We start from the raw sequence: 13,971 nt of genomic DNA on the forward strand, positions 1-13,971 counted from the left end.
CATGCCTGAGCGATGTCGGCAGCGATCTGCCGTGCAAGCGGATGGACGCCGGTCAGCAGAACAGACTGGCGCAGACGGTACAGACCAGACTGGGCGCGGAGCTGACCCGACAACTGCTGCAAGAAGCGCCGGCGGCGTATCGCACCCAGGTCAACGACCTGTTGTTGGCGGCACTGGCGCGGGTGATCGGGCGCTGGAGCGGGCAGTCATCAACGCTGATTCAGCTCGAAGGCCATGGCCGTGAAGAGCTGTTCGACGGTGTCGATCTGACCCGCACCGTGGGCTGGTTCACCAGTCTGTTCCCGGTGCGTCTGACCCCGGCGGCTACGCCGGGCGAGTCGATCAAGCAGATCAAGGAACAACTGCGCTCGATCCCCAACAAGGGCATCGGTTTCGGTGCATTGCGTCACCTTGGCGATGCTCAGGCACAACAGCGCCTGCGCGCCTTGCCGACGCCGCGCATCACCTTCAACTACCTCGGTCAGTTCGACGGCAGTTTCGAGGGCGATGACGGCGCGCTGTTTGCGCCGGCGCCGGACAATGCCGGTCTCGATCAGAGCCCGGACGCGCCAATGGGCAACTGGCTGACCCTCAACGGTCAGGTGTATGGCGGCGAATTGCGCGTGGGCTGGACGTTCAGCGGCGAGCGTTTCGACAACGCCGTGATCGAAGCACTGGCGGCGGATTACGCCGAAGAACTGGCCGCTTTGATCGAGCATTGCCTGACCCCGGGCGTCGAAGGCCTGACGCCATCGGACTTCCCGCTGGCCGGCCTGACCCAGACGCAACTCGACGGCTTGCCTTTGCCGGCCCAGCAGATTGCCGATGTCTATCCACTGTCGGCGATGCAGCAGGGCATGCTGTTCCACAGTCTCTACGAACAGGCCACCGGTGATTACATCAACCAGGTCCGCCTCGACGTCGAAGGCCTTGATCCGCAGCGCTTCCAGCAGGCCTGGCAAGCGGCGGTGGATAACCACGACATCCTGCGCACCAGTTTCGTCTGGCAAGGTGAACTGGCGCGCCCGGTGCAGGTGGTGCACAAGCAACTGGACATGCCGTTCAGTGTGGTTGACTGGCGTGAGCGCAGCGATTGCCTGGGCGAGTTGAACGCGCTGGCCGCCGCCGAGCAGGCACAAGGTTTCGACCTGAGCCAGGGGCCGCTGCTGCGTATGGTTGTGGTGCGCCTGGACGATCAGCGCTGCCATTTGATCTACACCAACCACCACATCCTGATGGATGGCTGGAGCAACTCGCAGTTGCTCGGCGAAGTGCTGCAGCGCTACAGCGGCATTGCCCAGCCGACGCTGGCCGGGCGTTATCGCGATTACATCGAATGGCTGCAGCGTCAGGACGTGCAGGCCAGCGAACATTACTGGACCGCGCAACTGGCTGACCTGGAAGCGCCAACCCTGTTGGCGCAAGCATTTCAGGCGCAGCGTGGCGATGCTCCAAGGGACGGCCATGGCGAGCACTTCTGCGTGCTCGACGCGGCGCAAACCCGGCAGTTGGGCGAGTTTGCCCGGCAGCAGAAAGTCACCCTCAACACGCTGATTCAAGCGGCCTGGTTGCTACTGTTGCAGCGCTTGACCGGCCAACAGAGCGTCGCGTTCGGCGCTACGGTGGCGGGGCGTCCGGCGGAACTCAAAGGTGTCGAGCAGCAGATCGGTCTGTTCATCAACACCTTGCCGGTGATCGCCAGCCCACGTTCGCAATCGAGCGTAGGTGAGTGGCTGCAGAACGTGCAGGCGCAGAATCTGACGCTGCGTGAGCATGAGCACACGCCGTTGTTCGACATTCAGCGTTGGGCGGCGCGCAACGGTGAAGCGTTGTTCGACAACATTCTGGTGTTTGAAAACTACCCGGTGTCCGAGGCGCTGGAGCAGGGCGCGCCGCAGGAATTGCGCTTCGGCGAGATCAACAACCATGAACAGACCAACTATCCGCTGACGCTGCTGGTGCATTTGAGCGACGAGTTGTCGATGCACTTCAGCTACCAGTGCGACAGCTTTGCGGCGCACAGCATTGTCCAGCTCTGCGGGTTCTTGCAGCGCTTGCTCGGGCAGATGAGCGAATCGGGCGAGCGTACGCTCGGCGAGTTGAACCTGATCGACAACGTCACCAGCGCCGACACCGACTTCATCACCGAGCAGTGCATTCATCAAGCCATTGCCCGTCAGGTGGCGACGACGCCGGATGCGCTGGCGGTGACCTTTGCCGATACACAACTGACCTACGCCGAACTGGACGCGCAGGCCAATCGTCTGGCGCACAAGCTGATCGAGCTCGGTGTCGGTCCTGAAGTGCGCGTGGGCGTGGCGATGCCGCGTTCCGAGCAGTTGCTGATTGCCCTGCTGGCGGTGCTCAAATCCGGTGGCGCGTATGTGCCGCTGGATCCGGATTACCCGGCCGATCGCGTTGCTTACATGCTGGAAGACAGCCGTGCGCGGGTGTTGCTCACTGAGCAAGCGGTCGCCGCAACCCTGAGTGTGCCGGGCGATACGCAAGTGCTGCTGATGGATCAGGTTTCGCTGAACGGTTATCCGGCTAGCGCACCTCAAACATCGGTCACACCGGACAACCTGGCCTACGTGATCTACACCTCCGGTTCCACCGGCAAACCGAAAGGCGTGGCCATCGCCCATCGCAACGTCATGGCCCTGATCGACTGGTCGGCCAAGGTCTACAGCCGCGACGACATCCAAGGCGTGCTGGCGTCGACTTCGGTGTGCTTCGACCTGTCGGTGTGGGAGCTGTTTGTCACGTTGGTCAATGGCGGTTCGCTGATCATCGCGCGCAATGCCCTGGAGTTGCCGCAGTTGCCGGCTCGAGATCAGGTACGCCTGATCAACACCGTGCCGTCGGCCATCGCTGCGCTGCAACGTGCCGGGCAGATTCCGTCGAGCGTGCGCATCATCAATCTCGCTGGGGAACCGCTCAAGCAAGGCCTGGTCGACGCGCTGTATCAACAGCCCACCGTTGAGCATGTCTACGACCTGTACGGCCCATCGGAAGACACCACCTATTCGACGTGGACCCGCCGCGTTGCCGGTGGTCAGGCGCGCATTGGTCGTGCCCTGAACTACACCGCCAGCCATTTGCTCGACGCCGATCTGCACGTCGTGCCCCAAGGCGTTTCGGCCGAGCTGTACTTGTCCGGCGCTGGCATCACCCGCGGTTATCTGGGGCGTGCGGCGATGACTGCCGAACGCTTTGTGCCTAATCCACTCGCCAGCAACGGTGAGCGCATGTACCGCACCGGCGACCTGATTCGTGAACGCGAAGAGGGTGAGCTGGAATACATGGGCCGAATCGACCATCAGGTGAAGATTCGCGGTTTGCGTATCGAACTCGGCGAAATCGAAGCGCGACTGGTGGCGCATGCCGCCGTACGCGAAGCTGTCGTGGTGGCCAGTGAAGTGCAGGGCAGCCAGCAGTTGATCGCCTACCTTGCGCCGAGTGATCCGGCGACGGTCGACGCCAGCGCCGAGCAGCAACGTGACTTGCATGACAGTCTCAGCGCCTGGCTGGGCGCCACCCTGCCGGATTACATGGTGCCGACCCATCGGCTGTGGCTGGCGCAGATGCCGCTGACCCCCAACGGCAAGATCGATCGCAAGCGCTTGCCGGCACTGGAACTGACGGCGGCGCAACAACACGTCGAACCGGTCAATGCCACCGAGCAGGCGTTGGTGGACATCTGGAAAGATGTCCTGGGACTGGCGCAGGTCAGCACCAGCGACAGCTTCTTTGCCTTGGGCGGCGATTCGATCATCTCGATTCAAGTGGTCAGCCGTGCCCGTCAGCAAGGCCTGGAACTGAGTCCGAAGGACCTGTTCCAGCACCCGACCATTGCGCAGTTGGCCCAGCGTGTCGGGGTCAGTTCGGACGCACCGGTGGCCACGCTGGTCGATATGCCGTTGCACGGTTTGAGTGACGCGCAAGTGGCCGAACTGCCGTTGGCGCAGGATCAACTGGCCGGGCTCTATCGTCTGTCGCCGATGCAGCAGGGCATGCTGTTCCTCGGCCTGAACGCGCCGGAGTCGGATCTCTACATCAACCAATTGTGCATTCCGGTGCAGGGCCTTGACCCGGCGCGGTTGAAAGACGCTTGGGCAACCGTAAGCCGACGCCACGATATCTTGCGCACCGGGTTTCTCTGGCAGGACATGGCCGAGCCACTGCAATTTGTACTCGCCGATCCGCAACTGCCGATCAGCCTGCTCGACTGGCGCGAGCAGGATCACTCGGCCGAAGCGCTGCAAGCGTTGGCCGATGCCGAGCGGGCCAAGGGCTTCGATCTCGATCAGCCGCCGCTGCAACGCCTGACCCTGGTGCAGGTGGGCGAGGACAGCTATCAACTGATCTGGACCTACCACCATATCCTGATCGACGGCTGGAGCAGTTCGCAGTTGATCGGTGAGGTGCTGAGCCAGTATTCCGGCAAGCCGCTGGCCGACGCTGTGCCGTACCGTCGCTATATCAACTGGCTGCAACAGCAGGATGGCAACGCCAGTGAAGGGTTCTGGCGTCAGCACCTGAGTCAGCTCGACGAGCCGACTTATCTGGCCGACGCCGTGGCGCGCACCGGCAGCGGTCGTGGCCACGAGGCGTTGTACAGCCGCTTGGGCGAAGAACATACCGAACAACTCAAAGCCTTCGCGCAAGCACAGCAAGTCACCCTCAACACCTTGGTGCAGGGCGCGTGGCTGATGCTGCTCAGCCGTTACAGCGGCCAGCGCTGTGTGGCGTTCGGCGCGACGGTGGCGGGGCGCCCGGCGAGTCTGCCGGCGTCGGAATCGATCCTCGGTCTGTTCATCAATACCTTGCCGGTGATCAAAGACGTTCCGGCCGAGCAGTCGGTCGGCGAGTGGCTGCGCGACTTGCAGGACTTCAACCTGGAAATGCGTGAGCGCGAATACACTCCGCTCACCGACGTGCAGCGCTGGGCCGGACGGGCCGGGCAATCGCTGTTCGACAGCATCATCGTGTTCGAGAACCACCCAATCGACCAGGCGCTGCGCGAGTGGCGCGATGACTCGCTGAAGTTTGGCGAGATCAGCAACGCCGGCCTGACCAACTTCCCGATGGACTTGATGGTTACCCTCGAGGAGGGGCTGGTGATCGAGTACATGTTCCTGCGTGAGCATTTCGACCGGGCGACCGTCGAAGGCATCCGCAGCAACATGGAAGGTTTGCTTGCGGCGTTGGCACAGGATGCGGCGCAACCGCTGGGGCGCATTGGACTGCCAAGCGGTCAGGCGGCTACCGCACAGGTTGTGCCGGCCGCTTCGCAAGCACCGGCCGTGCATCAGCGTATCGCTCAATGGGCGGCGCAGCGTGGCGAGCAGACGGCGCTGGTCTTCAATGGCCAGACCTTCAGTTACGGCCAGATCGACGCCCGCGCCAACCGTCTGGCCCATGCGTTGATCGCTGAAGGCGTCGGTCCGGAAGTGCGCGTCGGCGTGGCACTGCCACGCAGCGAAAACATGATCGTGGCGCTGCTCGCGGTGCTCAAGGCCGGTGGCGCCTATGTGCCGCTGGATGCGACCTATCCGCGTGAGCGCCTGAGCTATCTGATGCGTGATTCCGGGATTGCCCTGCTGCTCAGTGATTCGAGTCTGCGTCAGGTGATGCCGGCGCAGGACAACTTGCATGTGCTGGAGCTCGATCAACTGGATCTGAGCGCGCAATCCGCCAGCGCACCGGATGTCGCCGTGCAGCCGGGCAACCTCGCTTACGTGATCTACACCTCCGGTTCGACCGGTCAGCCGAAAGGCGTCGGTGTCGCTCACGGCCCGTTGGCGATGCACTGCGAGGCGATCGGTCAGCGTTATGAAATGAGTGAAGCCGATTGCGAACTGCACTTCATGTCGTTCGCCTTCGACGGCGCGCATGAGCGCTGGCTGACCACCTTGACCCACGGTGCGCGTCTGCTGATCCGTGACGACAGCCTGTGGACTGCCGAGCAGACCTACAACGCTCTGCATCAATACGGCGTAACCGTGGCCGCGTTCCCGCCAGTGTATTTGCAGCAACTGGCCGAACACGCGGAACAGCACGGCAATCCGCCGGCGGTGCGCATCTACTGCTTCGGTGGTGATGCCGTGCCGGTGGCGAGTTTCGAACTGGCCAAACGCGCGCTCAAGCCGCAATACATCATCAACGGTTACGGGCCGACGGAAACCGTGGTCACGCCGCTGATCTGGAAGGCCGGCACTGATGATCAGTGCGGTGCAGCCTATGCGCCAATCGGCAGTGTGGTCGGCGAGCGCAGCGGTTACGTGCTCGACGCTGACCTCAATCCATTGCCCGCGGGCGTTGCCGGTGAACTGTACCTGGGCGGCGCGCTGGCCCGGGGTTATCTGGGCCGTGCCGGCGGCACCGCCGAGCGTTTCGTCGCTGACCCGTTCAGCACCGATGGCAGTCGTCTGTATCGCACCGGCGACCTGGTGCGCCAGCGCGAGGACGGCACTGTCGACTACCTGGGGCGGATCGATCATCAAGTGAAGATTCGTGGTTTCCGTATCGAGCTGGGCGAAGTCGAAGCGCGACTCAAGCAACAGCCGGGTGTGCGCGACGCTGCCGTGGTGGCGCGCGAGGGCGTCAGCGGCAAGCAGTTGCTCGGTTATGTGCTGGCGAATGCCGATACGCAAACCGACGGTTTGTGCGAACGCCTGCGCGAGCAACTCAAGGCCAGCCTGCCGGACTACATGGTGCCTGCGCACCTGATGTTGCTCGAACGTATGCCGCTGACGCCGAACGGCAAGCTTGACCGCAAGGCGCTGCCAAACCCGGATGCTCAACAGCGTCAGGATTACCTGGCGCCGCGCACCGAGCTGGAAAGGGCCTTGGCGAAGATCTGGCAGGACGTGCTGAAAATCGAACGCGTCGGCCTCACCGACAACTTCTTCGAACTGGGCGGTGATTCGATTCTCAGCCTGCAAGTGGTGGCCCGCAGTCGTGTGCTCAAGGCTCAGGGTCTGAGCCTGAAACTGCGCGACCTGATGCAGAAACCGAGCATCGCCGAACTGGTCGCCAGTGTGCAGGGCAGCGCCGAAACAGCGTCTGGGCTGTTAGCGATGAACGCAGAGGTCAAGGGCGTTGCGCCGCTGTTCTGCATCCATGCAGGCTTCGGCACGGTGTTCGACTATGAGCCGTTGGCGCGCCGTTTGAGCGGTCGTCGTCAGGTGTTGGCGATTCAGTCGCGGATGCTCCTGGACCCGGCGTTCAACGATGTCTCGCTGCAAAGCATGGCCAGCGCCTACGTAGCGCAGATTCGCGAGAAGCAGCCACACGGGCCGTATCACCTGTTGGGTTGGTCGCTGGGCGGTACGTTGGCGATGCTGATGGCCGCGCAACTGGAACAGGCTGGCCAGACCGTGAAATTCGTCGGCCTGGTGGACAGCTTCGTGCCGTCGGCGAAGGTCAACGAAGGCGCAGTGGATGACTGGCAGGCCGATCTGCGCGACTTCCTGCGGGTGACCCTGCCAGAGTCCGCGCCTGGTTTGACCATCGACGGCGAGGAAACCGCGCAGAACCTGAGGGCGCTGTTCGCCCGCGCCATGAGTGCCGAACGCGGGGCGTCGACCTACGTTGCACTGGGCGCCGATGAACTGGCCCATGTGTTCAGCGTGGCGCGCCGGCTCAAGCAATTGTCGTTGCGGCTCGATGGCTGTGCAGCGCTGACGGTCAAGCCGATCTGCTGGTGGACACTGGGTCGCGAAGAAGAGGCCGGGGAACTGGCGGCGCAACTCGCGCAGCCGGGCATGGGCGGCGAATGGCTCGATTGTGGGCACTTCCAGATCCCGCGCGATGAAACTTTCCTGTCCGAGGCTGAAGAAATGCTCGGCGAGATCGTTGAACCAGTAGCCATGTCCTGAACCTGAACAGCGCTCGGGCGCCTGCTGGCGCTCGAACGCTCTGGAGATTTGAATGTCGTTGAACCCTGATATCGCCGCGTTCCTGCAACTGGTCGGCAACGGCCGGGCCAGTGGCAAGCGCGTTGGCATGCATGAGCTGAGCCCGGCAGAGGCTCGCGAACAGTTTGATCAGTCGTCGTTGTTGATGGATGCCGGCGGCGAAGAGCTGGAAGTGGTGGATGAGTTGCAATTGCCGGTGCGCGATGGCACGCGTCTGAACGCACGTGTCTACAGCAATCAGCCTTTGAATAGCGGTGCCGGGCGTCCGGCGCTGTTGTATTTCCATGGTGGCGGGTATGTGGTCGGCAGCCTTGATTCCCATGACTCTCTGTGCCGCGCACTGGCTGCGATGGCCGACTGTGTGGTGCTTTCCGTCGCGTATCGACTAGCGCCGGAGTTTCGTTTTCCGACCGCAGCCGATGATGCCCGGGATGCCTGGGACTGGCTGGTGGCGAGTGCTGCGCATCTGGGTATCGATGCCGCGCGCCTGGCGATTGCGGGTGATAGCGTCGGTGGCAGCCTGACCACGGTGCTTGCTGCGCAACTGACGGATGCGGCTGTGCAACCGCGTCTGCAAGTGCTGATCTATCCGGTTACCGATGCCAGTCGCGGCACACCTTCGATCGAGGAGTTTGGCGAAGGGTATCTGTTGGAGAAGGCTTCGCTGCAGTGGTTTTATGAGCACTATCAGCGTGATGCCAGTGATCGTCTCGATCCACGTTTTTCGCCGTTGCTGGCTGAGGTCAGCGCGAACGTCGCGCCGGTGCTGTTGGTCTTGGCCGAGTGTGATCCGTTGCATGATGAGGGCGTGGCGTATGCGCGTCATTTGCAGGCGGCGGGGGTGGCGGTGGAGCTGAAGGTTTATGAGGGGATGACCCATGACTTTATGCGCATGGGGGCGATTATTGATGAGGCTGAAGAGGCGCAGGGGCATATTGCTCGGCGCTTGGTAGAGGTGTTTGCTTTGGCTTGACGGGGTGGGTGAATATCCGTTGCTGCGGGTGTTGCTGATTAGGGTTTCGCCCTTACGGCGACTCACTTTTTTTACAAACCCCTCCGTGTCAGGCTACCTGTCGCCCTTGTTGATTGACTCAACTACTCAAGAGGGCGAAGGTGCATAACCATGTCCAAAATGGGCAAACGCTACGACAACGACTTCAAAGATTGGGTCGTTCTGCAAATGATGCCGCCACTCAATCGATCAGTGGCGGAACTTGCCTCTGCACTCAATCTCACGCCACAGTCACTGCGAAACTGGAGACAAATGGCTAGAGACAAAGGCTTAATTGTTCCGGGAAACGGCAAGACCAGTGACCAATGGTCTAGCGCCGATAAATTCAATGCCGTCATGGAAACCGCGCCGTTGAGCGAGGTCGAGATCTCTCAATATTGCCGAATCAAAGGCATTTACCCTGAGCAAATCCAACAGTGGCGAGTGGCATGCCAAAACGCTAATCCCGTTGTTGATCTCTCCTCTCGAACTTCAAAAACGGCCGAGCAACGGCGCATCAAAATACTTGAGCGCCAACTGATTCAGTCTGATGCCAGTCGTGCAGAGGCGGTGGCGTTGCTGGAGCTCAGAAAAAAAGCCAATGCGATCTGGGGCAAGGACAAGGAAGACTGATCAACGCCTCTGATCGTACGCAAGCCATGAAGTTGATTGCCGACGCAGTGCTGAATGGCGCTCGTCGATACCGCGCTTGCAATGAACTGGGTCTGAGCCTGCGCACAGTTCAACGCTGGCAACACTCGTCGTGTGACGGACGACAGTTGGCTCAACGTGCAGCTCCGGCTAACAAGCTCAGTGATACGGAGCGTCAAGCGGTGCTGGATGCTGCCAATCAGGCTGGCTACGCCAGCCTGACCCCACACCAAATCGTGCCTAAGCTGGCCGATGAAGGCATTTATCTGGCTTCGGAGTCGACGTTTTATCGTGTGTTGAAAGCCGTCAATCAAAACGTCCGTCGCGGCCGGGCCAAAGCCCCAAAACGCAGAGTACTGACGACGCATCGCGCTGATGGCCCCAATCAGGTGTGGTGCTGGGACATCACCTGGTTGCCGAGCACAGTGAAGGGCCGTTTTTTCTACTGGTACATGGTCAAGGACGTCTACAGCCGCAAACTGGTCGCCAATGAAGTCCACGAGGTGGAGAGCGCCGAACACGCCTGTGAACTGCTCACAAAGGGATGTTTACGGGAACATACTGCAGGTCGTCCGCTGGTGTTGCACTCAGATAATGGACACGTGATGAGAGGTTCTTTGTTGCGTGAAAGCATGGTCGCGCTGGGTGTAGAACCTTCTTTTAGCCGGCCAAGAGTGAGCAATGACAACGCTTACGCCGAAGCACTTTTTCGCACTGCAAAGTACTGCCCGCTTTGGCCCGATCAACCATTTGATACGGTCACTGATGCAAGGCTTTGGGTGCAGACGTTCATCGAGTGGTACAACGAAGATCACCGCCACAGCGCCTTGAAATACGTCACGCCAAACCAACGGCACGAGGGCAAAGCAACCGCCCTATTACAAGCTAGAACAGAGCTTTATGAGGATGCCAGGGAAGCTAATCCAAGCCGCTGGAGTACTCGAACACGAAACTGGAAACTGGCAGACGCAGTTTATTTAAACCCAGAACGCCCTGAAATTAAGGGCGTAATGGGCTAGCAGTTGTAGGACCAAGGCGACAGGTACCTTGACACGTACCGAAACGCCTAAAAAAAGTAAGCAAAAAAACGCTTGCTCCTACGTACGGCCCGCTCGCTTGGGCTCGGGGTCCCTTCGCTCCGGGCTCCATCCGGGCGCAGCGCCTCCGGTTTGCTTCGCTGCACCTCCTCTCGCTGTGTTTGGCTGCGCCAAACGGTCGCTGCGCTCCCACGCCCGGATGAAACCCTCCACTCAGCCTTCTGACGTCGCCTTACAGATCAAGATCAAAAGCAGGCGAGCTGACACTCGGCCTATTGAGTGGTGAGGAGCGGGGCGCGTTCGGCTTTTGATTTGCGTTGTTGCTGCCCCTCACCAGCCCTCTCCCTAAGGAGAGGGAGCCGATTTGGGTGTTTTTCAAGATCTGAGTTCAACTCGGTATTTCACGTCGGCGTAACTCTCCCAAACACCACCGTCAGTCCCCTCTCCCTCAGGGAGAGGGCTAGGGTGAGGGGCTTTTGATCTGGCTTTTGATCTGGCTTGTGATCTTGCTTTGGCTTTGGCTTTTTTGCCCCATCGGCAGGCCGAGCGGAGGTGTTCATCCGGGGGTAGGCGCGCAGCGCCGTGCGGCGTAGCCGCATACATCGAGAGGAGGTGCAGCGAAGCAAACCGTAGGCGATGCCCCCGGATGGACACCGTAGCGAGGGAACACTGAGCCTCAGCGAAGTGCCGTACGCCAGGGGCAAAGCCTTTTGCTTACTTTTCGGCGTCTGGAAAAGTGAGTCGCTGTAAGAGCGAAACCGCCAGCGGCAGCACCCGCAGCAACGGATATACACCCAAAACCCAAGATCCCAACAGCCTGGTCGGCCCACAGGCCGCCAAGCCCAAATCAGCCCCAAAAAAAAACGCCAGCAAATGCCGGCGTTTCAGTGAGCGCAAAACGTATTACCAGTTATAGGTCACGTCAGCAGTCATGGTACGACCTTCACCGTAGTAGCAGTCGAGCGTACCGTTGCACGCGGCAACGTACTTCTCGTCGGTGAGGTTCTGCAAGTTAGCCTGCAGCTTCACACCTTTGACATGCAGCGGCGATTTTTCCAGATCGTAGGAAACCATCGCGTCATACACAGTGTACGACGGCACCTGGAAGGAATCCGACTCGTAGTCCGAGCCGTAGCTTTGTTGTACGTAACGAGCACCCAGGCCCATGCCGAAACCGGCCAGAGCAGTGGAGATGTCGAAGTCGTAGTTGATCCACGCCGATGCGGTCAGCGGTGGAGCCATGGCCACCGTGCGACCTTCGCGACCATCGTTGGCGCTGTGCCACTTGGTCTGGTTACGCGACACGGCGGCCAGTACGCGCAGGTTCTGCGTGACATTGACCTTGCCTTCCAGCTCTACGCCACGCGAACGCACCGTACCGCTCTGCACGCTGAACCCCGGGTTGTTGAGGTCGGTGGTCAGCATGTTGTCCTGGTCGATCTGGTAAGCCGACAGCTGAATGAAACCGTCGACGAAGGTCGGTTCGTACTTGATGCCGACTTCGTACTGCTTGCCGGTGGTCGGTTCGAACGCACCGCCGCTCATGTCGGTACCGGTTTGCGGCAGGAACGATTCGGCGTAGCTCACGTAAGGCGTGATGCCGTTCTCGAACTCGTAGCCCAGGCCGGCGCGACCGGTAAACTTCTCGTCTTTCTGGTTGCTGTGGCCACCGGACAGCGGTTGCTTGTTGTCGGTTTCGGCAAAGTCATAACGACCGCCGAGGGTCAGGAACCACTGGTTCCAGCGCAGTTGGTCCTGAGCGTACAGGCCGGTCTGGGTGATGGTGTTGTCCCACTTGTAAGGCTGGCGGAAGTTGATTGCACTGCCATACACCGGGTTGTACAGGTCGATACCCGGAGCGGTGCGGTCATACAGGCCGAGGAACTTCGAGTTGAAGTGGTAGTAATCCACGCCCAACAGCACGGTGTGGTCGATATCGGCGGTCTTGAACTTGGCCTGGGCAATGTTATCGAGGCCGTAGACCTTGTTGTGCTGCGACCAGTCCACGGCGTAGCGGCTCTGGAAGCTGCTGTCGTTGAGGCCGGTGACCGGGTTGGTCGGGAACGAATAGCCGTGCAGCGGCGCGACGTACTGGTCGTTGACGTCGGCGTAACGGGCATTCTGCTTGAAGGTCCAGACGTCGTTGAGTTCGTGAGCGATTTCGTAACCGACCACAAACTGCTCGCGATGGTACTTGTTCACGTCCGGCTCGCCGATGAAGCGGCTGCGGCTGATGCGACCGTTGGAAGTGCTCTTGACCGTGCCGAACGCTGGCAGGCCCTGGGCTTCCGGTACGTCGTGGTCTTTCTGGTACTGACCGAACACGGTGATGGTCGTGCGGTCGTTCGGCAGCCAGGTCAGGCTTGGCGCCAGCATCATGCGGTTCTGGCTGGCGTAGTCGATGGCCGAGTTGCTGTCGTTGACCACACCGGTCAGGCGATAGAGGAATTCACCCTGATCGTCAATCGGGCCGCCGAGGTCAAAGGCACCATAGGCGCGGTCATAGCTGCCGCCACCGATTTTCACTTCGTGCAGCGGGGTGGCGGTCGGACGCTTGCTGACCATGTTGACGATGCCACCAGGCTGGTTCTGCCCGTAGAGCACCGAGGCCGGGCCCTTGAGTACTTCGATGCGCTCGAGGGTGTACGGGTCGATCTGCAGCGAACCGCCGGTGCTGCCGCCGCCATAAGGCATGTGCAGGCCATCGAGGTACAGCGGAGTAGGGGAGAAGCCGCGCGAGGTCGGCTCATCGAAAATCTTCACCCGGTCGGCGAAACCGCCGCCGGTAATGCCCGGGGTGTAACGCAGGGCTTCGGTGACCGATTGCGAACCGCGCATCTTGATTTCGTCTTGGGTGACGACGTTGATCGTCTGCGGGATAACCTTGATCGCCGTATCGGTCTTCGAACCCGTGGCGCTGCGTTTGGCGACGATCCCGTCGACCGGACCCCAGGCCGATTCCGCAGTGGCGGAGATGTTGGTCGGTGCCAGATCCAGGCTGGCGCCGCTGTTGCTGCGAGAGCTCAACGCGACGTTATTACCTTCCACGCTGTAGGCGATGCCGGTGCCTTTGAGCAACTGTGCGATCGCTGCAGTCGGCTCCAGGTTGCCGCTGACGGCGCTGCTGCGCAGACCACTCACTTCATCCGGGCTGTAAAGCACTTGAAGGTTGGTCTGGCGACCGAATTCCTGCAAAGCGCTCCCCAGCGACTGGGCAGGAATATCGATCGCCACGGCTGCGGCCTGCGCCTGGCCCATCATCGGCAAGGTCAGGGCCATGGCGCACAGCGCTGGCAGTGTGGAACGCAAGGAGCGGCGGATCAGCAGAGCCTTGGCGAGCGGGTGGAGTCCGTGCGGTGCGGGCATTATT

General features: G+C 61.0%; 4 protein-coding genes (1 of these 4 cut by a window edge). 3 read left to right on the forward strand and 1 reads right to left on the reverse strand.

What is annotated here, in order from left to right; translation table 11 throughout:
- The 3 genes from RMV17_RS09630 to RMV17_RS09640 all read left to right on the forward strand — a co-directional run.
- Window positions 1-7,883, forward strand: the 3' portion of a protein-coding gene (locus RMV17_RS09630) for a non-ribosomal peptide synthase/polyketide synthase (protein WP_311886359.1). Its footprint begins 7,105 nt before the window's first position; the window shows 7,883 of its 14,988 coding nt (coding positions 7,106-14,988); the start codon falls outside the window, past its left edge; it ends in the stop codon at window positions 7,881-7,883.
- A gap of 52 nt (window positions 7,884-7,935) precedes the next feature.
- Window positions 7,936-8,895, forward strand: coding sequence for an alpha/beta hydrolase (locus tag RMV17_RS09635; RefSeq protein WP_311886360.1), 960 nt, complete (start codon window positions 7,936-7,938; stop codon window positions 8,893-8,895).
- 159 nt (window positions 8,896-9,054) lie between these two features.
- Window positions 9,055-10,583 (forward strand): IS3 family transposase gene (locus tag RMV17_RS09640; RefSeq protein ID WP_311887015.1). Its coding sequence is split into 2 segments (ribosomal slippage): window positions 9,055-9,496 and window positions 9,496-10,583, totalling 1,530 coding nucleotides; the frame shifts between segments, so codons are not numbered across the junction.
- Window positions 10,584-11,504: 921 nt separating this feature from the next.
- Here RMV17_RS09640 and RMV17_RS09645 read toward each other — a convergent pair.
- Window positions 11,505-13,967 (reverse strand): TonB-dependent siderophore receptor, encoded by a 2,463-nt coding sequence (locus tag RMV17_RS09645; protein ID WP_034152812.1) that lies wholly within the window; start codon window positions 13,965-13,967, stop codon window positions 11,505-11,507.
- Window positions 13,968-13,971: the final 4 nt, after the last annotated feature.

It is taken from the genome of Pseudomonas sp. VD-NE ins, from assembly GCF_031882575.1.
In the GTDB taxonomy this organism is placed as follows: domain Bacteria; phylum Pseudomonadota; class Gammaproteobacteria; order Pseudomonadales; family Pseudomonadaceae; genus Aquipseudomonas; species Aquipseudomonas fluorescens_BZ.